Source organism: Brucella pseudogrignonensis (genome assembly GCF_032190615.1).
GTDB classification, from domain to species: domain Bacteria; phylum Pseudomonadota; class Alphaproteobacteria; order Rhizobiales; family Rhizobiaceae; genus Brucella; species Brucella pseudogrignonensis_B.
The window spans coordinates 114,083-136,698 of record NZ_JAVLAT010000003.1; the positions used below are offsets into that span (position 1 = coordinate 114,083).

A 22,616-nucleotide genomic window follows, 5' to 3' on the forward strand; every position below is an offset into this window, starting at 1 on the left:
ATGAAATGATAATCCCCCGTCTGTATCTCTCATTCAGTTTTACCATCGTTCTGACAACGCTCTTTTGCAACGCTGCACTGGCGAAGCAAATCGATGTTGCTGAAGGCGAAAATGTACAGGCGGCCATTGAGAAGGCCGAGCCGGGCGATGTCGTCCGGCTTGCCACTGGCACACACAAGGGTTCGCTGGTCATTGACCGCGCAATAGAGCTTACCGGTGAACCGGGTGCTGTTGTAGACGGGCTGGGAACAGGCAATGTCATTCTCGTTGAAGCTCCTGATGCAATTGTGCGCGGGCTTGAAATACGCGGCTCAGGCGAAAACATGCCTGAACTCAATGCAGGCATTTTTGTCGCCCGAACCGCAACGGGTGCGTTGGTTGAAGACAACCGGCTAATTGAAAATCTATATGGAATATATTTGCACGGCGCCGTCGATTCCATCGCGCGAAAGAATGAGGTTATCGGTCGGCGCAATGTGCGCATGACACAAACCGGCAGCGGGATTTCGATCTGGAATGCGCCGGGAGCCAAGGTCATCGGCAATACTATTCGCTATGGCCGTGATGGTATTTATACAAATGCCAGCAAAAATAACGTCTTTCAGAATAATCTCATGGAAAACGTGCGGTTTGCTGTTCACTACATGTATACCGACCGCAGTGAAGTGATTGGCAATATTTCGCGAAATAATTCGGTTGGCTTTGCGATCATGTACACCAATCGTCTCAAGGTGATGAATAACATCTCAGACGGTGATCGCGATCACGGATTGCTGCTCAATTATGCCAATAGTTCAGTAGTTTCTGGCAATCAGGTGATTGGACGCATGCAACCCATTGATCGCTGGCTCGATGCGGGTGTGCAAAAAGGCGAACACGGTCTTCCTACCGAAAAGCAGCAAGCAGCGACGGCAGGCGAAACCATGCGCCTTGGGCCAGAAAAATGCGTCTTTATTTATAATGCGAACAAGAACAAGTTCACCGACAACAGTTTTGAAAATTGCAGCATAGGCATTCACTTCACCGCTGGTTCTGAAGGTAATACCATGACTGGCAATGCTTTCATCAACAACCGCAATCAGGTCAAATATGTCGGCACACGTAACCTCGACTGGTCACATGAAGGGCGTGGCAATTACTGGAGTGACAATGCCGGCTTCGATCTTAACAGTGATGGCATAGCCGATAATCCCTACCGCCCGAATGATTTGATCGACCGGGTGTTGTGGACCTCACCGCAAGCCAAAATTCTGATCAACAGCCCTGCCGTGCAGACAATCCGCTGGGCACAGACCCAGTTTCCAGCACTTCTGCCGGGTGGTGTCGTGGACAGTCATCCTCTTATGAAACCTCCCTTTATCGAAGCCAATGGCTCGGCGGAAGGAAATCACAATGACTGAGACTGTTGTTCTCGATCAGGTTACCAAGTCTTATGGTGCTTTCAATGCGATAAGCGATGCCAGCTTTCAGCTTAATGCCGGAGAAAATATCGCGCTGGTTGGTCATAATGGCGCTGGCAAAACGACAATGATCAAACTGATGCTTGGTCTTATTCGTCCAACAAAAGGCAGTATTCGCGTTTTGGGTGAAGACCCGGCAGCAGGAGCTTTTGCTGCCAGGCTCAAGCTTGGTTATCTCCCTGAACATGTTTCTTTCAATATGGCGCTGACGGGTGCAGAGACCCTCAAATTTTATGCCCGGCTTAAAAACGTATCCAAAAGCCAGATTGCCGGATTACTTGATCGCGTGGGTTTAGCCGATGCATCCCATCGGCGGGTTGGCACTTATTCCAAAGGAATGCGTCAACGGTTGGGACTGGCTCAGGCGCTTTTAGGCCAGCCATCCGTGCTGCTGCTTGATGAACCAACCACGGGACTTGACCCCGCATTACGCCAGAGTTTTTACGATATTCTCGAACATTTGCGACAGGAAGGCACCACAATCCTGATGTCATCACATGCGCTGACGGAACTCGAAAGCAAGGTTGGGCGTGTGATCATTGCCAATAAAGGAAAGATCATCGCCGATGGATCAATCGAAGCATTGCGTCGGATCTCTCAACTTCCTCTTCGTATTCGGGTGCAGTCTGAAGACGCACTGAAACTACCGGAAACATCCCAACAAATCGATCTGCAATGGCAGCAGCTTGATACCGGCGCTTTTGAAACTGAAGCACCCGGTGATGGCAAGATGGAGCTTATCCGGCATATCATCGCAAACAATGACAATCTGACTGAACTTGATGTGGTGCCGCCCACACTTGATGAGCTTTATGCGCATTTTCTGAATGTGGGTGATGCATTAACAAAGGAGGCGGCAGAATGAGTAATATCGCCATCATCGCATTCAAGGAAATTCAGGAAGGCTTACGCAATCGCTGGGTATTGGCGACCACGCTTTTGCTTGCAGCTCTTGCACTGAGCATGACGTTTCTTGGCAGCGCCCCCACCGGCAGTTCTGTTGGCGCAAGCCAAATGGACATTGTGATTGTCAGCCTGTCCAGCCTGACGATTTTTCTCATCCCGCTTATTGCATTGCTGATTTCACATGATGCGATCGTGGGTGAGATGGAGCGTGGAACGATGCTCCTTTTACTAAGCTATCCCTTGAGCCGTGCGCAGGTAGTTCTGGGCAAGTTCTTTGGGCAGCTTGCTATTCTCGCTTTCGCGACATTCTTTGGTTATGGCATTGCCGCTCTGGCGTTACTGGCCAGTGGACAGGCAGCGAGTGCTGAAAGCTGGCTTGCCTTCGCAACACTGATAGCATCATCGATACTGCTGGGTGCCGTTTTCATCGCCATTGGCTTTCTTGCTAGCGCACTCGTACGCGAGCGCAGCACCGCAGCCGGTATTGCCATTGGTGTCTGGCTTTTCTTTATACTCATTTATGACGCCGCTTTGCTTGCACTTCTGGTGTTCGATCAGGAGCAAATGATCGGGACCGGTATTCTAAACACGCTGCTTCTGATCAATCCGGCTGACTCTTATCGTCTGCTAAACTTTGGAACAGGACAAGCCGGTGCGCTGACAGGCATGGGCGGCATGGCAGGAAATGCAACGCTTGGACCGGTCATTATGACTGTGACACTGGGTCTCTGGACTGTGCTGCCGCTCGCGTTTTCCATGCTGATTTTCTCCAGGAAAGAACTATGAAAAAGTCTTTGTTTCTCATTCCCGCTGCTTGTTTCATGTTTCTTGCTGGTTGTTCAGAACAGAAAACAACGGAAACTATTCCCCCTTTCGCGCTGACAGATTCCGCGATGGGCCGCTATTGTGACATGAATGTCCTTGAGCATCCCGGTCCCAAGGGCCAGATCATTCTTTCTCCTGCAAATGAACCGATCTGGTTCTCGTCCGCGCGCGATACGATCGCCTTTACCATGTTACCGGAGGAGCCCAAGGGCATTGGTGCAATTTACGTTTCCGACATGGCGAAAGCTCCCAACTGGCAAGAACCCGGCGCGGAAAACTGGGTCGATGCGCATAAGGCATTTTTCGTCATTGAAAGTACGGCTGTCGGTGGAATGGGTGCGCAGGAAGCGGTTCCGTTTTCCACACAGGAGGCTGCGGACAAATTCGTTGCAGAAAAAGGCGGACGGATCGTAAGCTTCGCTGAAATGCCGGAAGCTTATGTGCTGGGTGATCAGACGGCCCAGAATGAAGCAACTGACACAGCTCATATGCACTGAAGGGAGCGAACTGTGACTATGACACGTCGCCTCGTTCTTGTTGGCGGGATCGCAGTTACAGCGCTTAACGCTGTGCCGCGTTTAGCTCTAGGGTCTATGTCTTTGGAGCCTGTGACGTGGCAAGGACAGGCATTGGGTGCACCAGCCAACATCATTCTCTATCACTCGGACCGCAACAAGGCGGAACGATTGATCCGCAGCAGTGTAAATGAGGCTGCACGCCTTGAGGATATTTTCAGCCTCTACCGACAAGACAGTGAGCTCTCACGCCTGAATCGCGCTGGTGCTTTGGCTTCTCCCTCGCAGGAGTTCGTGGAGTTACTTGGGATTTGCCGTGAATGCTGGCAACAAAGTGGAGGTCTTTTTGATCCAACAGTCCAACCGCTTTGGGATTGCTTGAGAAAACATTTTTCGCAACCAAAACCCAATCCTGCCGGGCCAACACATGATGATTGGGATGAAGCGTTGACAAAAGTTGGTTTTGACCATGTCCGGTTCGACAACAACCGGATTGCCTTTACAAAACCAACCATGGCTTTGACATTAAACGGAATTGCGCAGGGTTATATCACCGATAGGATTACAGCTTTGCTCAAAGCCGGTGGTGTTAAACATGCGTTGATCGATATGGGTGAATATCGCGTGATCGGTCATCAACCTGACGGGAAGCCATGGCAGATTACTATATCTCAACTGGAGGTAGGATCCAAGGCTGAAGCCTCGATTAGTATTGCAGACCAGGGGCTTGCGACATCGAGCTTTTCTGGCTTCCAGTTTGAAAATAGTGGAAAGTTCAACCATCTGCTCAATCCAAAAACCGGGTATTCAGCCTCACTATATCAGTATTTAACAGTGGTAAGCGACGATGCAGCCCGAGCCGATGCCTGGGCCACAGCGTTTAACCTCATGGAAAGGCCAGAAATCGAAGTCATTCTTCGCAATCTGCCCAATACGTGGGTTTTCGCGAGACGACGTAATGGCGAATATTGTACGTTGAATGTACCAAACGCTTCTTCGATAACATTTCTATAATTAGTCGGATAAACAGGTTCTGTTGCAAAAATTCAAATTGAACGGATCATGGCTTAATTCTGGACACAGTTATGCAGCGAGTGCTTCGAACTGTTGTTTGATTGAGAGTGCATCTGCAGCTGAAAAGATGCCTTGTTGTTTGCGCATCATGTGGATGAGTTCAATGCTATAGAGCGTGATGCTGGCTGCGGTTTCAGATTTGAAACCGAGCATTGAGCGTGTGCGTCGTTTGATACGACGGTGATCTTGCTCAATGTTATTGTTCATATATTTGCTGGAGCGAATGGCAATGGGTTTGCCATTTTGTCTGAGCCGGTTCTCTGTATCAGATTGCAATATAGCTATTCTGTTGGTCTCGCTTCCATCGATGGTAATTCGCTCCGGCCTGCCGTGGCGGGCCAGAGCCTTACGCAGAAAGCGCTTGGCAGCAGTTAAATCACGATCTTTGCTGAAGTAGAACTCAACCGTATCCCCGTTGCTGTCGATGGCGCGATACAGATACAGCCACGCGCCTTTGACCTTGATATATGTCTCATCAAGGTTCCATTTACGTGTGACCTGACGCTTCTTTCGATTGAACCGTTCAAGCAGTTTTGGACTGAAACAGATGACCCAGCGATGCACCGTGGAATGATCCAGATCGATGCCACGCTCAGCCATCATTTCCTTCAAGTCACGCAGGCTCAAATTGTAAGCCAGATACCATCGAACACAGAGTAGAATGACTGACTTATCGAAATGGCGACCCTTGAAAATCTAAAATACTCAGCTGATTAAAAGCTGAGATACTATCACCTCATCAATTGACGAAAAGTTTGCAACAGAACCCATAAATTTCCCTCAGTAACAATCGGGTCATTACGGAAGCTCCAAGCCCAGCGCTTACAATCACAGCCTGATCAATTTATTATAAACATAACTAATCTACGACGTAGACTCATAAAGTGATGCACCAGATGCGGATAGCGATGAGTTTGACAGCAGCCAGGAAATTGGCCGGGTTCTTGTCATAACGTGTGGCAATACCACGATAGTGCTTGATGCGGTTAAAGAAGCGTTCGACCAGGTTTCTCTGGCGATAGACCCATGGTGAGAACGCGAAGACGTCTTTACGGCTGGATTTGGGAGGGATATTGGCCCAGATTTTGAGGTCTGCTGCTGTCTTGCGGATGGCGTCGGTATCGTAAGCCTTGTCCGCAAGCAGCGTGCCGCCTTCTTTAACGCACACCATGAGACCTTCAGCCTGTGAGCAGTCAGCAACCTGACCACCCGTCAGGCAAAGATTGATCGGACGGCCTTCTGCATCAACAATTGCGTGGATTTTGCTTGTGAGGCCGCCGCGGGAACGTCCCATGCAACCATCGTCGGCATCCCCTTTTTTCCTGTTGCTCCGTGCTGGTGGACACGAACACAGGTGCTGTCGATCATAACGATATCACCGTCATAGGCCTGAGAGACCGCCTCCAGCAATCGATCCCAGATACCAGCACGTCGCCAACGAACGAACCGGTTGTAGCAAGTCGTTGCAACACCATAGCGCTCAGGGATTTCGGACCATGATGACCCGGTGCGAAACCGCCATAGAATACCATTGAGCACCATGCGATCGTCAACGCGGGGCACGCCACGCGGTTTGCATGGCAACAGCGGTGCAATAATCGACCATTCCCGTTCTGTCAGTTCATAGCGACGACGTGACTTCCAATACCTCATGTTACGAGGTGTTTGAATCACTAATCCATTCAAATAGCTAGGCTATTTATGAGTATACGACCTAGAGAATTTAGAGCAGAAGATAAACCATCAAGCATTACCCTAACGGATAATTCATTCTTTTCTCCCATGTAATAAGAAATATCTATAATAGATTTATTTAATATATGTCTATTAATAACACTCAAAACTGGAAATTTACCAACACAAACAATATCATTACATCCATCAATTTCAAATCGATATATTTTATTGATACTAGGTAATAATACTGAAAAACCCTTATTTTTATCAATACTTGAAGGTGTTCTCACAAAGAAAAACGGTGCGCCCTCCTTTGTGGCTGCGAGTGAAATATTCAAGACAAGCTCATCGTTCTGATCAACGATAACCTGCGTCACATTGCATATCTTCTGCTTGGCATTTATGTTTTCATCGCATACTAATGTCCAATTTGAGAAAGGCTGGATTACGCGCCGGTATTTTCCCAACGGCACATCATTGGGAACGATCACCTCGGAAGGTTTTATTCTGTATTTGCCGTGCGACGAAATTCCAACTGTTTGCGCCCCAAAGAGCTGATTGACGGATAAGAAATAAATAACTCCTACAATCAGCTTATGCGATTTTAGCAATTTCAACATTTGATCAGTTTATTGTAAAGCTGATCCCAGCCTCAACACCCCAATTTCCACCCGAAGTAGTTGCAGACACATTACTTCTAACTCGACTATCTTCACTTGTGTATCCAGCACCCATTGAAATTGCTCCCTCATTCCGCCAAAGGCCACCACCGAAGGCAACGCTTGCCTTTCCTGGACGATCATCATACCGCAAGGATGCTGCCGCCAACCCAATTGCTGCTGCTTGTCTCGCTTCAGACCGAACGTCACCAATATCCTGGTTGAGTTGACCGAACTTGAAGTCTGTATAGTTATTAGCTTCGTTTAGAGTAGTAACAGATCTCTGATCTGTATAATTCTTAGAAGTGGCTCGGTTTGTCTAAACAGTTTCGGGCGTTTTGTTAAGTGGATTTCCGCCTCGCTTATGCCGCCACCATCATTGGTGTCAGCGCGTTGAAGTAGACCTGATCCGGTGTCTGCCGGTCAAGCGATGAATGTGGGCGTCGGCTATTGTAGAAATTTAGATATCTGCCGATGGCATTGCGGGCCTCGGACACGGTCTTGTAGGCGTGAAGATAAACCTCTTCGTATTTGATTGACCGCCAGAGCCTTTCGACGAAGACATTGTCCCGCCATGCGCCCTTTCCATCCATTGAGATGGCAATCTCTGCCTTTTTCAGCACATTAGTGAAGTCGATGGACGTGAACTGTGATCCCTGGTCCGTATTGAAGATGTCAGGCTTTCCATAGCGGACCAGAGCTTCCTCAACCGCTTCGATGCAGAAGTCCGCCTCCATCGTGATCGACAGTCGCCACGACAGAACCTTGCGGCTGAACCAGTCGACGACGGCGCAGAGATAGACAAAGCCTCGCGCCATCGGAATATACGTCAGATCCATTGCCCACACCTGATTGGGTCTGGTGACCGCTAGCTTGCGCAGGAGATAGGGATAGATTTTATGCCCAGGCGTTGGCTTCGAGGTGTTTGGGCGACGGTAAATCGCCTCGATGCTCATCTTCTTCATCAGTGTTGAGACATGCAGCCGCCCAACCTCAAGCCCTTCTCCTTTCAAAAGCCCCTGCAACATCCGACTTCCCGCGAATGGATATTCCAAATGCAATTCATCGATCCGACGCATCAGTGCCAGATCGCCATCCGATACAGGGCGCGGTGAATAGTAGACACTGCTACGGCTGAACCCGAGGAGCTTTGCCTGTCGTGCGACCGAGAGCTTGTGAGCGCGGTCGATCATTTCTTTCCGCCCAGCAATCCCGCCTTGCCGAGCGCTCCTGCTAAAAAATCATTTTCTAGCGTAAGCTCCCCAATCTTGGCATGCAGCGTTTTAACGTCAACGGTTGGCTCTGCTGGTTCCGCCTTGGTCTCGTCGCCAAAAACACCTATAGCACCCTCAAGAAGCTGATCTTTCCATTGCTTTATCTGGTTCGCATGCACGTCAAACTGCTGGGATAATTCCACTAGCGTCTGCTCGCCTCTGATCGCAGCGAGCGCAACTTTTGCCTTGAAGGCTGGGCTATGGTTTCGGCGTGGTCGTCTCGTCATGCTATCTCCTGTTCCTGGCATCTAAGCCGAACTCAGGCAGAAATTCCACCTATCCTAGCTGTACAGATTTCCCGAGCCACTTCTCTTGGACGTATCTATCGCGTAAATAACTTGATTGTCGGTATAAGACTTTGACTCGCTTAGCGTGTTTCGCACACTTGCCTGCAACTGCCCCACGTTGACTGCATCATTCTTGGAAACTCCAGTTGCCACATTCGAAATAAGTACAGGCGCATTCGGATCGCCTCCAATTAGAGTTACAGAGTTACCAAGACTGCCATCTTGCTTTTTAACATACTTCACTGCCCCATCGGAAACTTGAGAAATTTCACTGTTTAAATTCTCGATAGCCATATTGGTTGCGTTGAGTTGCGATCCGTTTATAGCATCAGTTGAAGATGACGAAATACGACCCGCTGCTACATTTGTAATTGTTCGTTCAGCATCTTTGTCGCCAATGCTGACGGTGCCGACAGGGCTTTCACCAGCAAATGCATAGTCCTTTCCCTTGATCGTAACCCCCGCTGTTGCAGCGACTTCCTGTGTCTTTGAATGAGAGCCCAATGCCACGCTATTTGCATGATTTGCTTTAGCGCTTTCACCCAAAGCGATGGCGCTATTAGCACCAAGTGACGTTTCCGCACCATCTCCAATTGCAATGCTTTTGTCGGCTGCTGATATAGCTTGCGGGCCAACCGCCACACTCTGATTACCAAGCGCCTGGCTATCCGATGCTGAGGAATTCGTGTGAAAATACTTAATGCTTCCATTACTTCCCACGCTATCAAATCTCGAGTTCACATTAATAAGACTCTGGCTCAACCCGTTTAGTGCATCGCCAACGTTATTATGCGTAATACTGCTAACATCGCCGGATCCTCCGATAGTTGAGATAACATAAGATGGGGCCGTTAAGGTCCCATCACTATTAACTGTTATCCCGTACGCGGAGCCACCGAGATGAAGTGCGATATTGGAGGCGATACCCCACAATTGTGCTCCGTTAACAGCATCTGTAGAGAGAGAGCTTATTGATCCCCGTGCCAAATTCGCAATTATAGTACCATCAGTCAGACCGCCATTTGTAGAAGTTGCACCGGCAAGCGTGACCCGGTCCTTACCGCGCCAACACCGCCGTCGTATTTCACCGTTCGATCATCAAGTGCTTTGAGTTGTGAAATATTAACAGCATCAGTATCTGCTGATCCAGCTGCTACGTTGGTCAGACGACGTCCCTTACCGGTTGAACCAATGGATACTTCTCCTACGGGAGTGACTCCTTTAATATCGTCAATATTCCCTGTCGAACTGAATGCTGAACCAGATAATCCGCTCCCGTCTGCGCGACTGTGAGAACCGATGGCTACGCTGTTCTCAGCTGTCACTTCCGCATGTTCACCCAGTGCGACAGCCCCGTTTGTCGTAACATAGGTTTTTGTCCCGATTGCAACGATATTGCTAAGTTCGATTTGTAAACTTGAAATGTCATTTATTAAATCACCATTTCGATCAAGAACGATCCGAGTTACTGGATCGATCGTGTAGCCAGTTGCTGCGCCAGCGCCGAGGGAAACATTGTTATCTCCGACGATGCCAAAACCCGCCATCGCGCCCGATGAAACATTGCGGTCTCCTATACTCAACGACCCAGCGTAGAAACCTGAATTCGTGTTTTGACTGCCACTGGTTTGTGCCCCTGCACCCGCACCAATTGAAGCATTGTAACTGCCAATCGAGTAAAAGCCGGTTGAATCTCCTACATAAGAATTTGATTTACCGTTGGAATTTTTCCCGGCAGTCAGTCCAATATAAACACCGGCATCACCCGCCGCATCATTACCGGCACCGTGGCCCACTGCGGTTACACCCATACCATTTGCATTAGCGAGTGACCCTAAAGCTACACTTTCCATTCCATTTGCTGCTGCATCATATCCGATAGCAATAGTGCGCCCACCTACTGCTTCAGCACTCTGCCCTATTGCTATGGAACCTACACCGCTTGCGATAGTCGCTGTATTTCCCAAAGCTATCGCACCGTCGCCGAGGTTAGTTTCTATCCAAGAATTCAACACTGATAGATCGACATCCATAGCGGATGATCCTGTCCGACATCAACGCCCATGAGACCAAATTGTATTAATTGAGAAGAGAGGGTTTTCGGCTCATCATAGCTTTATCAAAGGACGCAAAGATGAGACAGAAACCCGTTCCCCAAACGTCTTCTGCGGAGAAGACGATCAAAGATATCCGTCGTGCCACGCGTAAACATTATTCGGCCGAGGATAAAATCCGTATTGTTCTGGAAGGTCTGCGCGGGGAAGACAGCATTGCTGCGATCTGCCGCCGCGAAGGGATTGCAGAGAGCCTGTATTATAGCTGGTCGAAGGAATTCCTTGAAGCTGGCAAGAAGCGCCTTGCAGGCGACACCGCCCGTTCTGCCACCAGCGACGAAGTAAAAGCGCTGCGTCGTGAAAGCCGTGACCTGAAGGAGGCATTAGCCGACGTCACCCTGGAAAACCGCCTGCTCAAAAAAAGCATGATCGGGGATGGGGGCGACGACGAATGAGATATCCCGCCACCGAAAAGCTTGAGATCATCCGGCTTGTGGAGCAGTCGCATTTGTCAGCCAGGCAGACGCTGGAAAAGCTGGGCATTCCAAGGCCGACCTTCTATCGATGGTATAGTCGCTTCCTTGCCCACGGTGTCGAAGGACTGGAAGAGCGGACGTCCGCAGCTTCGCGGGTGTGGAATCGTATCCCTGACGATATCCGGGATCGCATCATCGCACTGGCGCTCGATCATGCCGACCTGTCACCGCGTGAACTGGCGGTGAAGTTCACTGATACGGAAAGTTATTTTGTATCAGAGGCTTCGGTCTATCGCTTACTCAAGGCTCACGACCTGGTCACGTCGCCAGCCTATATTGTCATCAAGGCCAATGACGAGTTCAAGGACAAGACCACGAGGCCGAACGAGATGTGGCAAACCGACTTCACCTACCTGAAGGTCATCGGCTGGGGATGGTTTTACCTATCGACCATCCTCGACGATTATTCCCGTTACATCATCGCCTGGAAGCTGTGCACCAGCATGAAGGTGGATGACGTCACCGATACACTCGATCTTGCATTGGCCGCCTCAGGCTGTGACAAGGTCAAGGTTGAGCACCGGCCGCGTCTGCTGTCGGACAACGGTTCGTGTTACGTCGCCTCCGATCTCGGCGAATGGCTGGAGAAATACAAGATCGACCAGGTTCACGGCGCTCCCGGCCACCCGCAGACGCAAGGGAAAATCGAACGCTGGCACCAGACGCTGAAGAACCGCATCCTGCTTGAAAACTACTTCTTCAAGGAGGACCTCGAAGCCCAGATTGCAGCCTTCGTCGAGCATTACAATCATCGCCGTTACCATGAGAGCCTCGACAATCTCACTCCCGCCGACGTCTACTTCGGACGCGCACAGACCATCCTGCTCGAACGCGAAAGGATCAAACGAGACACCATCAGAAAACGCCGCTTGAACCACCAGGCCAAAGCCGCTTAAATCAAACCCAAAACCGAGCCGGAAACTCCAATCTTCAAAAACACAAATAGTCTCAAATCATTCGACGACGGACACTCGCTGCATAACTGTGTCCAGAATTAAGCCATGATCCGTTCAATTTGAATTTTTGCAACAGAACCCTTGAAAACCATCCTCAAACGCTGGCCGTGGTTACGGCATATCTTTGCTGATGGTGGATACGCGGGACCCAAGCTCAAAGACAGGTTGGAAAAGGTCGGAAAATTTACGCTGGAAATCGTCAAACGATCCGATCACGCTGAGGGCTTCAAACTCTTACCACGCCGATGGGTTGTCGAGCGAACGTTTGCATGGCTCGGACGTTGCCGTAGATTGGCCAAAGATTTCGAAAAACCGTCGCGTCTGCTGAAGCCTGGGTCTACATCGCAAACATCCGCCTGCTCACCCGGCGCATCGCAAGAGCCTGATATCGTTACATTCATTATGAGTCAGGCTCTAAGGTCACAATGGAGTTTTTGCATAGCCTTTTGAGAGAATTGGTCCTGTCGGGCGTCCTGTCGGTGAACCACCCGCCGGCTCCAGTGTGAGTTCATAAAGCTGCTCACCACGCGGCAAGGGCAAATCTGGCCCCTTCAACTGAGCTGAATGCGCGCCTTCAAGCAACCCCATTGAGACAGGCCCCATCTCCTTTGACGGAAGCGTCCAAACCTGAATGGTTTTGCCCGATGGAATTTCGACATTGTTTAACAGGCGAACGCGGGCACTTTCATTGCCGAAATCTTCAACTATTGCTTGAACGCCTCCAGTATCATCCAGCAAAACAGCGATCACAACCGGCTCAATGGTTCGTGTAAGCGACCATCCGAGACCGAGGGCAAAAAATATCGATGCGGCTGATGCCGAGAGTGCTGCTAGTCGCCATCCATTAACACCAGGCTTGTTATCGTTGGCATTTTTGACAGGTATTATTGCCGGGGCCGGGTTATCCGAAAGCTGATTTTGAACAGTTTCCCAGACGCGTTCATCGACGCACATCGGCGTAACGGATGTATCGAGTGCCAAAAAGCGCTCCCTACTATTAGCAACTGCGTGCTTCAGTTCGTCACTGCGGCTGATTTCGGTTTCGACCTGAAGTGCTTCGTCCGGGTTAAGCAGGCCAAGCACATACTCGTCAGCAAGCTCGGGAATATTATCGAATGATTTGATCATGTCATACATGCCCGCAATGCGTTGAGACCTCGTCTTACCCAGGATTTTGCGGTACCCAAAGGTATTTGTAATCGCCCAGCGATTTCACCATGCGTATAGCCTCCCACATAGGCCATGAGAATGCCATCTCGCTTGTCTTTATCGAGAGCGTTAAGACAATCCCTGAGCTGGCTCGTTTGATCAAGTTGATACCAGGCTGTCAAAATTTCTTTTGAATGTTCGGCTTCGCTTAAAGCGTCGACATCATCCACTGTCTGCTCACGTTTGCCGTCGCGCAATGCATTCAAAGCACGGTTACGAACAATTGCATAAATCCACCCCTTAGCAGAGCCTTGATCGGGCGCATATTGGTGTGAGTGGGTCCATATTCGAATGAGCGCTTCCTGCAAAACTTCTTCCGCCAGTTCGCGGCGACGAAGAATGCGGTGCGCAACAGCCAGCAATCGTCCCGATTCCTGATCATAGATAGCACGGAGTCCTGACCGATCACGCCGCACGCAGGCAGCAATAGCCTTTGCCAGTTCATCCGGTTGCCCGCCCATTTCACACATCTCCTCATCCGTTCGACAGATTAGCCTTAATTCATATACGCAGGAAACAGGCAAACAGATGCAGTTGAAATTTTATTTTTCTCCACTGCATCCAAACCGGTGGTCCCACGTGTCTGATAATCAGAGGCGCTGAAATCGACGATACGAACGGCAGCTTCGAACAACGAAACAAAGGAGAGAAACGATGCGTATTATTCAGCTGGCACTGGCTACATCCACAATTCTTGGCGTTTCGATTATTCATGGCACAGCCGCACCTGCGCTTGGCCTTGTCGGTGACAAGACGCTGGTGATGTTTGACACAGGTGACGGCAAAGTCACAAAGACGATGGAAGTTGATGGCGTTGAAAATCTGGTTGGTATTGATTTTCGACCTGTCGATAAGACTGTTGTCGGCGTTACCGGGGATCATCGGATCGTCGCAATCAATCTCGATCGTGGAGCGACGACAGAAATCGCGAAAATGAATAAGATGTTGCCACTATCAGAAGGGCAGGCTGTCGTTGTTGATTTTAACCCGATGGCAGACCGGTTGCGTTTCATGACTGGCACGACAAATCATCGTGTTCATCCGGATACGGGTGAAGTCACGGTAGACGGCAAGCTGGCATATGAAAACGGTGATGCAGGTGAGGGCCCTGAAAGCAAAATTGTCGCCGCTGCTTACACCAACTCAATCGGTAAGCCCGAAAAGACCGCTATGTTTAATATCGATGCTGGCAATAAAACACTTGTGCAGCAAACGAAGCCAAATGACGGAACGCTGAAAACAATCGGCAATCTTGAAATCGAGGGGAGCCCGGAGACTTACGCGTTCGATATTCATGGAATGGCGGAAGGCAAGAACACGGCCTATCTCGTTGCAGACAACACGGTTTACACGGTAAATCTTGAAACTGGCGCTGCCACCAAAATCGGCACCGTTGAGAAACTGGAAAGCAATATGCGCGATGTGGCTATTTTGCCAGCGTCATAATTTCCGGAATGGGGCCGGTTTCAAATCGGCCCTTTTTCTTTTTTTGCCTCATCGATAATCTGACGCTCCACTAGCCTGGCCACAAAACTCAAATCTATGTCTCGCCCCGCAAGCTTCTTAATGGCTGAGGCCACAAGGTCGCGTGCCACATAGTCAGATTTGTGCCCCATGCCTTTAATCACATAAAGTTCTGATCGTGCTATATCTTTGGCGAGTTGTCGGGCATGCACATCAGGCGATACAATATCATCGGTTTCACCCGTGATAATGATAGTTGGTGCAGCGATCCGTTTGTATTGTTCATAAGTAGTTTCAGCCCAGTCACATAATGCGCCGAGTTCTCGCGCATTATGTCGGAAAGCGCGGGGCCGCAACGCTTGCCATGCCTTTGTCCAGCAGGTGTAGCCGGGTGGATATTTATTCGGCGTGAAGACCGATTTCATTGCTGCTCTTAGACTTAATAGGCCAATTGTTGGCGCAACCAATAAACTGAACAAGGCTCCAATCATAGGAGCTTTTGCCAGATTGTTATACCATGAGATGCCGCCAACCCACGGATAGACAGCTGGTGAGAGGAAAATCAAACCCGCTACGCGTTCGGGATGACGAACAGCCAATGCGGCGGCAACCGCTCCACCGTAAGAGTGTCCGATAATCGTTGCGCTTTCGATGCCGCGTAACTGCATGAGTTTGGCTATCGCATCGGCCTGAGCGTCGGGGCGAACATTATCGACGGGTCCATCTTCGGATAGCCCATGTCCGGGCCGATCTACAAAAAGCATCTGAATATCGTCAAAGCGCTTATTATGAAATGTGTAAAGAGAATCAAGAAGACTTGTACTCGCCCCATGAATGAATAGCGCAGTATTCTTCGCCGCTAAAGATTTCGAGGAGATAAGAATACTGTTTAGTCGAAAACCTCCCACATCAAAAGAAATTGCATTCTCCTGTATGTTCATCGCCATCCTCAAAACATGCGTAACCGGACTCATTTTAGTGTCTCCGGCCTGACAGGCTATCCGGTCGGAGCCGTTTATTCACATTGAAACCTGTTACATTTTGGGTAAAAGCACCTTATCAATAACGTGTATTACTCCGTTTGACTGTTTTACGTCTGCTATTGTTACGTGAGCAACAGTTCCGTTTTCATCGGTAAGCGTAATCTTTCCCATCGCCTCTTTGGCCTTTAGAAGGCAGCCGCCCACTGTTTTGATGTCGTGTGTTCCTTTGTCATCGGCTATCATTTTGGCGATATTCTTTGACATGGCGTCAGCGGCAACAACGTGACAGGTGAGGACCTTCGTTAACTTTTCTTTGTTTTCGGGCTTCAAAAGAGTATTGACTGTTCCTTCTGGTAAGGCAGCGAAAGCTTCATTGGTTGGCGCAAAAACTGTAAAGGGGCCTTTTCCTTTGAGCGTATCTACCAGACCCGCAGCTTTAACGGCAGCGACGAGCGTTGTATGATCCTTGGAATTCATTGCATTGTCGACAATGGTTTTGTTGTCATACATTGCGGCTCCGCCGACGTTCGGATTTTCAGCAAAAGCCGCGGTAGAGATCACGGAAAAAATAGCTGCGACGGTGAGTGCCTGTTTCGAAAAACGCATTATTTCATTCTCCTCCCTAAACCCGGATTTTTACCGGATCACCCACATATTTGGGGGCACATCAAATTACGAATCTGCCGGTGGATCAGATCAGTCTTCAGAATAATATTATTCAGTCGTGAATATAGCAGCTCAGGGAATATCCGTATTGGTTGAGAAATTTGAATAGAACGTGAGGCGGAATGACGTCCGCTTGCCCGTGTTAGTAAGTTTTGGAATATGACAATGTGAAAGCGTCGCGTTCGCTGATCAATGAGAAGCCTTTTAATAACCGTATTGGGTTGGACACGGTCTTTGTTCCTGTATGGAGAAACGGGATTTATTTGTAGATATGATTGATTGAGAACGGACGGTAATTTCTGGTTTCCGTTGTTGCCAATCATTATCGGGATCAGTTCTTGACTGGCAATCAGTGCAGTGCAAGACTTTTTGAGTAACGTGGGTTCGTTCTGTTCCAGCTTCCTGCGCACCTGAAAACCAAGAATATTCATAATATATTGTGGAGCTTAGTGCTATATTTCTCGGTATAGAAGCAAAATAGTATAGATTTTTGAAGTGAATTCTCTTTTATATTTAGGTAAAGAATAACAAATTTCTAAAATTCTGGAATGTTTTCCTTAAATATCACTTGGACGCGTGGTGGATGATGATCGAAAGGTTGACCTTTGATACTGCTTATCAAAATCGCCAATGACTCGCGCGCTTCCACGCGCGGATTCTGGTCAATGACGGCATCCATCGTGCCATTCAACAGAAGTCGTTTGGTGCCTTCGGTCAGTTCATGCCCGATGAAAATAATGGAATCTGTTTTGCCTGAATCCATCAACGCCTGCCCGATACCTTGATTGCCTGCACCGAGATTATAGATACCTGCAAGGCCGGGGTGGCGTTTAAGCAAAGCTATGGTCTCTGAATAAGCCTTTTCGCGGCTGTCTTCGATTTCGTTTAGTTCGACGATACTGAGACGCGGAAACTCCTCCGCGATAACACGGCGAAAGCCCATCTCACGCTCTTCATGGCCACGATAGGAAAGCGAACCGGCAAACAGCGCAATCTTGCCTTCTGCCGAGCGGCCAAGAAAACGACCGAGAACATAACCGCCGAGGCGCCCCGCGGCGCGGTTATCGATGCCAATATAACCGACGCGCGGTATATGCAGAATGTCAGACGCAATGGTGACGATATGTGCGCCGGATTGGGCCAGCGAGCGCATGGCTTCGCGCACCGTCGGGTGATCCAGTGCAATTACGCCAACGCCTTGCGCCTGTCCTTTGAGGCCTTCAAGCGCACGCGCAAGCGTGTTTGGATTGAAGCCTTCGACACTGTGAAGCCTCAACTCGACTTGAGGTTGTAGCGCGGCCTGTCTGGCAATTTCGTCACGCAGATTGGCTATAAAGGTGTTCGTGCCAGCCGGCAGAACGAAATCGAGTCTGATGCTGTCGGCAAACTGCGCGTCCGGCGGAGTGCTGCCGGGCAGATAGCCAAGATTGCGAGCAGCTTCGAGGACGATTTCGCGTGTGCGCTCTTTCACGCCTTCGCGATTGTTTAGAACGCGATCAACCGTAGCGCTTGAGACGCCTGCTATTCTGGCAATATCGCTGACCGTGGAACGCAAATCAGACCCCTCATTAAAATGATGGGAAATGATGTATTTCGATTTGCGAAAGATGCAAGACCAGTTACGCATGAAAAGTGCGTTTTCCCTATCAAGCAGCCAGTCAGTCCGTCGTATCCATCAGTAAACATCATGAATTTATATATGAACCCTTCAATTACGGGGATTAACTTAGTATCTCATCGAAATCGACGTAAAATGATGTAAAATGATTTAATATGATGTTGACACTGTGGATTGAAGTCTTCATTAATCCTCAGCGCGCCAATGGAGGTTGGCTTCGTCCCTGGACGGTCCGGACTGTGATCGATGGATCTGTGCGGGGACATTTAATGGGAGGACGCGATGAGCGAAGCACGGGGCTTTGTTCCTGATCCGCAGGTGCGGGCTCGGGATTTCAAAATAGGCTGTATTGGCGCAGGCATGATCATGGCCGAGTGCCATCTTGCTGCCTATAAGGAAGCGGGCTTTACGGTCGCGGCAATCGCCTCACGCACCAAGGCAAAGGCCGAAGAGGTCGCCGCGCGTTGGGGTATCGCTACAGTGCACGACACGCCAGAAGCGCTGATTGGCGACGAAGCTATCAAAATCATCGATATTGCTTATCCGCCGGATCAGCAGCCTGCGCTCATTCGCAAAGCGCTTGCGCAGCCACATATCAAGGGCATTCTCGCCCAAAAGCCACTGGCTCTGAGGCTTGAAGAGGCCATTGCGCTTCGCGATGAAGCAGCGAAGGCTGGCAAAATCCTCTCGGTCAATCAGAACATGCGCTACGACCAGTCGATGCGCGTACTGAAGCAAATTCTCGACAAGGGTGAGCTTGGCGCGCCTGTCATGGCGACAATCGAGATGCGTGCCATCCCGCATTGGCAGGGGTTTCTGGAAGATTATGACCGCCTGACACTGTCTAACATGAGCGTGCATCATCTCGATGTGCTGCGCTTCCTGTTTGGTGAACCTGACACCATCACCACGCTGACGCGCACTGACCCCCGCACTCAGTTTGAACACAAGGACGGTATCACCGTTTCAACGCTGATGTTCCCGAGCGGTGTGATGGCTGTTTCGATGGAAGACGTCTGGTCCGGGCCGTGCGAGGAGAGCTTTGACAGCGATATTTACATCAAATGGCGGGTCGAGGGTACGGATGGTGTGGCACAGGGCACGATTGGCTGGCCGGATGGTTCGCCATCAACGCTGACTTATGCCTCCAAAAAGACGACAGACGGCAAATGGGTAAGCCCAAAATGGGAAACCATGTGGTTCCCGCACGCTTTTATCGGTGTGATGGAGCAGCTGCAATACGCCATTCAGTCTGGCGAGCCGCCAGCGCTTTCTGTGGCGGACAATGTGAAGACGGTCGCACTCATTGAGGCTGGCTACAAGTCAATCGATGAAGGCCGCACTGTCAAATTGTCCGAGATATCAATCAATTAAATGAGTACATCTTTCCCGAAAAGTGCGAAGCGATTTTCGGGAAAGATGTGCATTAACAAAAAATCTTAACGGGAGGGTTTCGATCATGATGCAGGTGGGTATTTTCAGCGGCTATTTCCCTTATTCGCTTGAGAAAACGGCCAAAAAAATCCACGCACTCGACTTCAATACAGTCCAGCTGGATATGCATTTCAAGGATATCGATCTGAGTGCGGGACAGATCACTAAGGACAAATGCGTCAAAATTCGCGAAACATTCCGCGATCATAATCTGCCGATTTCATGCATTTCCGGTTATACGAATATCATTCATCCGGACAAGGCGGAGCGCGAGCGCCGCGTGGGTTATCTCAAAGAGATTATCCGCCACGCGCAATATCTCGGTACGCCTTATGTGATTTCGGAAACCGGTACTTACAACACTGAATCCGACTGGGTTCATCATCCGAAGAACAAGACCGAAGAGGGTTTTGAAGAGTGCCGCAAGGTCATCGCTGATTTGTCGCAATTTGCTTATGACCACGGTGCGGTGTTCCTGCTCGAAACCTATGTGAACAACGTCGTCGGTTCGGTCGAGGAAACGGTGAAAATGTTTGCGCAGGTCGATCATCCAGGGCTTGGCCTGCTGATGGACCCAACCAATTATTTTGAGACGCACAACATCGACCGGATGGATGAAATTCTCAACCAGGTTTTCGATACGTTGAGCGACAAGATCAAGATCGGTCATGCCAAGGACGTCAAGCGCTCAGGCGACGACAAGACGGAAAAGCATGCTGATATCGGTGATGCCGATGCCCTTGAAAGCCATACTTTCCGCGGCGTTGGTGAGATCGAACTGCCGGCCCCGGGTCTCGGTTCGCTGAACTATGACCTTTACCTCAAGCGCCTTGCACAAAAGCATCCGAATATTCCGATGATTATCGAACATCTCGATGAGGCCGATGTGCCACGTGCGAAGAAGTTCCTCGATGGAAAGCTGCGCGCGCAGGGACTTTAATACCACCTTGGGCGGGGTGGGGCGGCCGGTGTTATAAAGGTGCTATAAACAAGCGTTTAAACACTGGCCGCCTTTGACTGAACTAGCTGCGCGCCGCAGCATTTTAAGGTAACAGAATGGTGAAGCTTTATGGAGAGGTGAGGTCGCGTCGCGACATCGCCGCGAGCAGTGGCTCTTTTGCGCAATTTGCAGGCGTTCGCCTGATGGTGCTTGAAGACGGATTGGAACGCGGCATAAGAATGCTGGAGTTTCGTTCAGGCACCGGTTTGCGCTTTACCGTTCTGGTTGATCGCGCGCTTGATATTGCCGATTGCGACTATCGTGGCATGGCTATCGGTTGGCATTCTCCGTCCGGTTTCCGCCATCCGGGACTGCATGAATATGAGGGCGAGGGCGGTCTTGGCTGGATGCGTTCTTTCTCCGGCCTGATGGTGACATGCGGTCTGGACCATATCCTCTTTATGTATGACGAGGCGGCGGACCATTATAATTACAAGCCGCGTCAGACGATCAAGCACGCCATTCATGGCCGTGTTGGTACTATTCCTGCAAAGCTGACTGGCTATGGTGAGCGCTGGGAAGGCGACGAATGCACTCTCTGGTGCGAGGGTGTCGTCACACAGGGAACCGTGTTCGGTGAGCATCTCGAACTGACACGCCGCATCGAAATCAAAGCCGGTACGAACGATATCAAGCTGACAGATCGCGTGACCAATCGCGGTTTTTATCGCACGCCGCATATGTATTGTTATCATATTAATGTCGGGCACCCCGTTTTGGCCGAAGGCTCACGTTATTTGGCACCTGTCAGGGATGTGGTCTGGGCGGCTCATGCCGGAGAAGACTACAAAAAGCAGAGCGTCGGATATCGTACGCTGCCTGCGCCGCAGATGCAGTTTCATGAGCAGGTCTGGCAGCATGAAATGGGTGCGGATGCCAATGGTGAAGTGCCGGTTGCGCTGGTCAATGACAAGCTGGGCATCGGTTTTGAAGTCGTTACCCGCAAGGATCAGTTCCCCTGCATGTATGAGTGGCAGAATCTGCAGGCCGGGCAATATGCGCTCGGTATCGAACCTGCGACCAATCACGTTCTGGGACATGGTGCTGCCCGCGACCGCGGCGAACTGATCTGGCTCGAACACGGCGAAGAGCGCCGTTACGATAGCACGTTCCGTATTCTTGGTGATGCGGCGAGCATCGCGGATACAGAAACATGCATTGCCGCAATTGCGAAGCAGCCAATTGAGGAATATCCGGTGCCATCGGGCAATCACGTTGCTATTGGAGACCGCTCATGACCGCACCATCGCCGTTTTCTGTGACAGGCAAAACCATTCTCTACACGGGTGCTGCCGGTGGCCTAGGTCTTGAAACTACGCTCAATTTTCTACGCGCTGGCGCACGGGTTGTGGCTATCGATCATGATCCGAAAAAAATTGAAGAGTTGAAAAGCAAGGCGGAGGTCGAGGGGCATAGCGGACTTTCGATCCATGCGCTCGATCTGTCGGATTTGCAGTCACTCCGCCCTGAATTGGAGGCGATTAGTCGTGAGGCCGGTGGTTTTGATGTCGTAATCAACAATGCTGCGATTTATCCGTCCAAGCCATTTGAAGACTATACACTTGAGGAAATGCAGAAAGTGCAGCACATCAATGTCGATGCGGGCATTGTCTGCGTTCAGGTGGCGCTGCCGCATATGCGTGAAAAGGGGTGGGGTCGTATTATCAATATCGCCAGCGTGACTGCCTATGGCGGCTGGTCGCTCCTTTCGCCTTATGTGCAATCAAAAGGGGCGCTCATTGGGCTTGCACGTGCCTGGGCACGCGAGTTCGGTACCTATGGCATTACCGTCAATGCAATTTCGCCGGGTGCTTTTCCAACAGATGCCGAGAAAATCCACCCCGACCCGGAGGGTTATACGAAATTCGTGCTTGAGCATCAGGCTGTTAAGCGTCGCGGATCGTCGCGGGATATTGCCTCGGCTTTGATGTTTCTTGCCTCTGATGAAGCAGGATTTATCTCCGGGCAGACCTTGAATGTCGATGGCGGATGGGTGATGCATTAAGGAATGAGTTTGCA

22 protein-coding genes and 2 pseudogenes are annotated in these 22,616 nt (G+C 50.1%); 12 read left to right on the forward strand and 12 right to left on the reverse strand.

The genetic code is table 11. From position 1 onward, the window contains the following. Positions 1–5 precede the first annotated feature (5 nt). Genes RI570_RS18390 through RI570_RS18410 form a run of 5 tightly spaced genes read left to right on the forward strand, consistent with a single transcriptional unit; the run spans position 6 to position 4,720 of the window. Positions 6–1,400: a nitrous oxide reductase family maturation protein NosD gene (locus RI570_RS18390; RefSeq protein ID WP_313830182.1), complete on the forward strand. Its 1,395-nt coding sequence runs from the start codon at positions 6–8 to the stop codon at positions 1,398–1,400. Beyond that, positions 1,369–2,325 (forward strand): ABC transporter ATP-binding protein, encoded by a 957-nt coding sequence (locus RI570_RS18395; protein WP_409558706.1) that lies wholly within the window; start codon positions 1,369–1,371, stop codon positions 2,323–2,325. Before RI570_RS18390 ends, RI570_RS18395 begins: the two co-directional genes overlap by 32 nt. Continuing rightward, on the forward strand, positions 2,322–3,152 hold the full coding sequence (locus RI570_RS18400; RefSeq protein WP_313830185.1) for an ABC transporter permease subunit: 831 nt from the start codon (positions 2,322–2,324) through the stop codon (positions 3,150–3,152). Before RI570_RS18395 ends, RI570_RS18400 begins: the two co-directional genes overlap by 4 nt. After that, the gene (locus RI570_RS18405; RefSeq protein ID WP_313830186.1) at positions 3,149–3,688 is read left to right on the forward strand and encodes a nitrous oxide reductase accessory protein NosL; all 540 of its coding nucleotides are present in this window, start codon (positions 3,149–3,151) and stop codon (positions 3,686–3,688) included. The genes RI570_RS18400 and RI570_RS18405 overlap by 4 nt, the downstream gene beginning before the upstream one ends. 12 nt (positions 3,689–3,700) lie before the next feature. After that, positions 3,701–4,720, forward strand: a complete 1,020-nt coding sequence (locus tag RI570_RS18410; RefSeq protein WP_313830187.1) for an FAD:protein FMN transferase — start codon at positions 3,701–3,703, stop codon at positions 4,718–4,720. 69 nt (positions 4,721–4,789) lie between these two features. Here the strand turns inward: RI570_RS18410 and RI570_RS18415 are convergent, their stop codons facing one another. The 7 genes and pseudogenes from RI570_RS18415 to RI570_RS18445 all read right to left on the reverse strand — a co-directional run bounded on the left by RI570_RS18415 (position 4,790) and on the right by RI570_RS18445 (position 10,710). Next, positions 4,790–5,476 (reverse strand): IS6 family transposase, encoded by a 687-nt coding sequence (locus RI570_RS18415; protein ID WP_313830669.1) that lies wholly within the window; start codon positions 5,474–5,476, stop codon positions 4,790–4,792. A 181-nt stretch (positions 5,477–5,657) separates the two neighbouring features. Further along, a protein-coding gene (locus tag RI570_RS18420) for an IS5 family transposase (RefSeq protein WP_313830670.1) occupies positions 5,658–6,433 on the reverse strand; the annotation gives its coding sequence in 2 pieces (ribosomal slippage) (positions 5,658–6,100 and positions 6,100–6,433; 777 coding nt in all). Positions 6,434–6,462: 29 nt separating this feature from the next. Continuing rightward, positions 6,463–7,077: an invasion associated locus B family protein gene (locus tag RI570_RS18425; RefSeq protein WP_313830189.1), complete on the reverse strand. Its 615-nt coding sequence runs from the start codon at positions 7,075–7,077 to the stop codon at positions 6,463–6,465. A 4-nt stretch (positions 7,078–7,081) separates the two neighbouring features. Continuing rightward, positions 7,082–7,417: pseudogene (locus RI570_RS18430) on the reverse strand (YadA-like family protein); the annotation flags it as partial. A 61-nt stretch (positions 7,418–7,478) separates the two neighbouring features. Next, positions 7,479–8,617, reverse strand: a protein-coding gene (locus tag RI570_RS18435) for an IS3 family transposase (RefSeq protein ID WP_313828919.1) whose coding sequence is annotated in 2 segments (ribosomal slippage) — positions 7,479–8,350 and positions 8,350–8,617 — 1,140 coding nt in all. Because the reading frame shifts where the segments join, the coding sequence is not laid out codon by codon here. 54 nt (positions 8,618–8,671) lie between these two features. After that, the gene (locus RI570_RS18440; protein ID WP_313830191.1) at positions 8,672–9,664 is read right to left on the reverse strand and encodes a hypothetical protein; all 993 of its coding nucleotides are present in this window, start codon (positions 9,662–9,664) and stop codon (positions 8,672–8,674) included. Between the two features lie 23 nt (positions 9,665–9,687). Continuing rightward, entirely contained in the window at positions 9,688–10,710 is a 1,023-nt protein-coding gene (locus tag RI570_RS18445; RefSeq protein WP_313830192.1) for a hypothetical protein, read from the reverse strand. Between the two features lie 101 nt (positions 10,711–10,811). Here RI570_RS18445 and RI570_RS18450 point away from each other — a divergent pair. Next, positions 10,812–12,163 (forward strand): IS3 family transposase gene (locus RI570_RS18450; RefSeq protein WP_313828854.1). Its coding sequence is split into 2 segments (ribosomal slippage): positions 10,812–11,148 and positions 11,148–12,163, totalling 1,353 coding nucleotides; the frame shifts between segments, so codons are not numbered across the junction. A gap of 129 nt (positions 12,164–12,292) precedes the next feature. Further along, a pseudogene (locus RI570_RS18455) lies at positions 12,293–12,609 on the forward strand (transposase); the annotation flags it as partial. A 34-nt stretch (positions 12,610–12,643) separates the two neighbouring features. Here the strand turns inward: RI570_RS18455 and RI570_RS18460 are convergent. Both RI570_RS18460 and RI570_RS18465 read right to left on the reverse strand, forming a co-directional pair. Next, on the reverse strand, positions 12,644–13,360 hold the full coding sequence (locus RI570_RS18460; RefSeq protein WP_313830193.1) for an anti-sigma factor domain-containing protein: 717 nt from the start codon (positions 13,358–13,360) through the stop codon (positions 12,644–12,646). Then, positions 13,348–13,893 carry a sigma-70 family RNA polymerase sigma factor gene (locus RI570_RS18465; RefSeq protein ID WP_313830194.1) on the reverse strand — a complete coding sequence of 182 codons (546 nt, stop codon included), beginning with the start codon at positions 13,891–13,893 and terminating at the stop codon, positions 13,348–13,350. The genes RI570_RS18460 and RI570_RS18465 overlap by 13 nt, the downstream gene beginning before the upstream one ends. A 193-nt stretch (positions 13,894–14,086) precedes the next feature. On the opposite strand from RI570_RS18465, the gene RI570_RS18470 reads away from it, so the two are divergent. Further along, positions 14,087–14,878: a DUF4394 domain-containing protein gene (locus RI570_RS18470; RefSeq protein WP_313830195.1), complete on the forward strand. Its 792-nt coding sequence runs from the start codon at positions 14,087–14,089 to the stop codon at positions 14,876–14,878. 20 nt (positions 14,879–14,898) lie between these two features. On the opposite strand, the gene RI570_RS18475 is transcribed toward RI570_RS18470, so the two are convergent. The 3 genes from RI570_RS18475 to RI570_RS18485 form a co-directional block, all read right to left on the reverse strand. Then, a complete protein-coding gene (locus tag RI570_RS18475) occupies positions 14,899–15,870 on the reverse strand; it encodes an alpha/beta hydrolase (protein ID WP_313830196.1) in 972 nt (323 codons plus the stop codon). 60 nt (positions 15,871–15,930) lie between these two features. Then, positions 15,931–16,485 carry a fasciclin domain-containing protein gene (locus RI570_RS18480; protein ID WP_409558707.1) on the reverse strand — a complete coding sequence of 185 codons (555 nt, stop codon included), beginning with the start codon at positions 16,483–16,485 and terminating at the stop codon, positions 15,931–15,933. A 595-nt stretch (positions 16,486–17,080) separates the two neighbouring features. After that, positions 17,081–18,100, reverse strand: a complete 1,020-nt coding sequence (locus RI570_RS18485; protein WP_313830197.1) for a LacI family DNA-binding transcriptional regulator — start codon at positions 18,098–18,100, stop codon at positions 17,081–17,083. A 345-nt stretch (positions 18,101–18,445) separates the two neighbouring features. Between RI570_RS18485 and RI570_RS18490 the strand changes: the two genes are divergently transcribed. The 4 genes from RI570_RS18490 (at position 18,446) to RI570_RS18505 (ending at position 22,602) form a co-directional block, all read left to right on the forward strand. Then, positions 18,446–19,537 carry a Gfo/Idh/MocA family oxidoreductase gene (locus RI570_RS18490; RefSeq protein WP_313830198.1) on the forward strand — a complete coding sequence of 364 codons (1,092 nt, stop codon included), beginning with the start codon at positions 18,446–18,448 and terminating at the stop codon, positions 19,535–19,537. A gap of 85 nt (positions 19,538–19,622) precedes the next feature. Beyond that, positions 19,623–20,537 carry a sugar phosphate isomerase/epimerase gene (locus RI570_RS18495; protein ID WP_313830200.1) on the forward strand — a complete coding sequence of 305 codons (915 nt, stop codon included), beginning with the start codon at positions 19,623–19,625 and terminating at the stop codon, positions 20,535–20,537. A gap of 116 nt (positions 20,538–20,653) precedes the next feature. Continuing rightward, on the forward strand, positions 20,654–21,835 hold the full coding sequence (locus tag RI570_RS18500) for an aldose 1-epimerase family protein (protein ID WP_313830201.1): 1,182 nt from the start codon (positions 20,654–20,656) through the stop codon (positions 21,833–21,835). Further along, the gene (locus tag RI570_RS18505; protein WP_313830202.1) at positions 21,832–22,602 is read left to right on the forward strand and encodes an SDR family NAD(P)-dependent oxidoreductase; all 771 of its coding nucleotides are present in this window, start codon (positions 21,832–21,834) and stop codon (positions 22,600–22,602) included. Before RI570_RS18500 ends, RI570_RS18505 begins: the two co-directional genes overlap by 4 nt. Positions 22,603–22,616 lie beyond the last annotated feature (14 nt).

What these genes read in the sequence shown, in the direction of transcription:
- RI570_RS18445 (WP_313830192.1), bottom strand. Translation starts at nt 10,710, where the DNA reads ATGGATGTCGATCTATCAGTGTTGAATTCTTGGATAGAAACTAACCTC.
- RI570_RS18390 (WP_313830182.1), top strand. Translation starts at nt 6, where the DNA reads ATGATAATCCCCCGTCTGTATCTCTCATTCAGTTTTACCATCGTTCTG.
- RI570_RS18395 (WP_409558706.1), top strand. Translation starts at nt 1,369, where the DNA reads ATGGCTCGGCGGAAGGAAATCACAATGACTGAGACTGTTGTTCTCGAT.
- RI570_RS18500 (WP_313830201.1), top strand. Translation starts at nt 20,654, where the DNA reads ATGGTGAAGCTTTATGGAGAGGTGAGGTCGCGTCGCGACATCGCCGCG.
- RI570_RS18465 (WP_313830194.1), bottom strand. Translation starts at nt 13,893, where the DNA reads ATGGGCGGGCAACCGGATGAACTGGCAAAGGCTATTGCTGCCTGCGTG.
- RI570_RS18495 (WP_313830200.1), top strand. Translation starts at nt 19,623, where the DNA reads ATGATGCAGGTGGGTATTTTCAGCGGCTATTTCCCTTATTCGCTTGAG.
- RI570_RS18490 (WP_313830198.1), top strand. Translation starts at nt 18,446, where the DNA reads ATGAGCGAAGCACGGGGCTTTGTTCCTGATCCGCAGGTGCGGGCTCGG.
- RI570_RS18425 (WP_313830189.1), bottom strand. Translation starts at nt 7,077, where the DNA reads ATGTTGAAATTGCTAAAATCGCATAAGCTGATTGTAGGAGTTATTTAT.
- RI570_RS18405 (WP_313830186.1), top strand. Translation starts at nt 3,149, where the DNA reads ATGAAAAAGTCTTTGTTTCTCATTCCCGCTGCTTGTTTCATGTTTCTT.
- RI570_RS18505 (WP_313830202.1), top strand. Translation starts at nt 21,832, where the DNA reads ATGACCGCACCATCGCCGTTTTCTGTGACAGGCAAAACCATTCTCTAC.
- RI570_RS18480 (WP_409558707.1), bottom strand. Translation starts at nt 16,485, where the DNA reads ATGCGTTTTTCGAAACAGGCACTCACCGTCGCAGCTATTTTTTCCGTG.
- RI570_RS18460 (WP_313830193.1), bottom strand. Translation starts at nt 13,360, where the DNA reads ATGTATGACATGATCAAATCATTCGATAATATTCCCGAGCTTGCTGAC.
- RI570_RS18475 (WP_313830196.1), bottom strand. Translation starts at nt 15,870, where the DNA reads ATGAGTCCGGTTACGCATGTTTTGAGGATGGCGATGAACATACAGGAG.
- RI570_RS18400 (WP_313830185.1), top strand. Translation starts at nt 2,322, where the DNA reads ATGAGTAATATCGCCATCATCGCATTCAAGGAAATTCAGGAAGGCTTA.
- RI570_RS18470 (WP_313830195.1), top strand. Translation starts at nt 14,087, where the DNA reads ATGCGTATTATTCAGCTGGCACTGGCTACATCCACAATTCTTGGCGTT.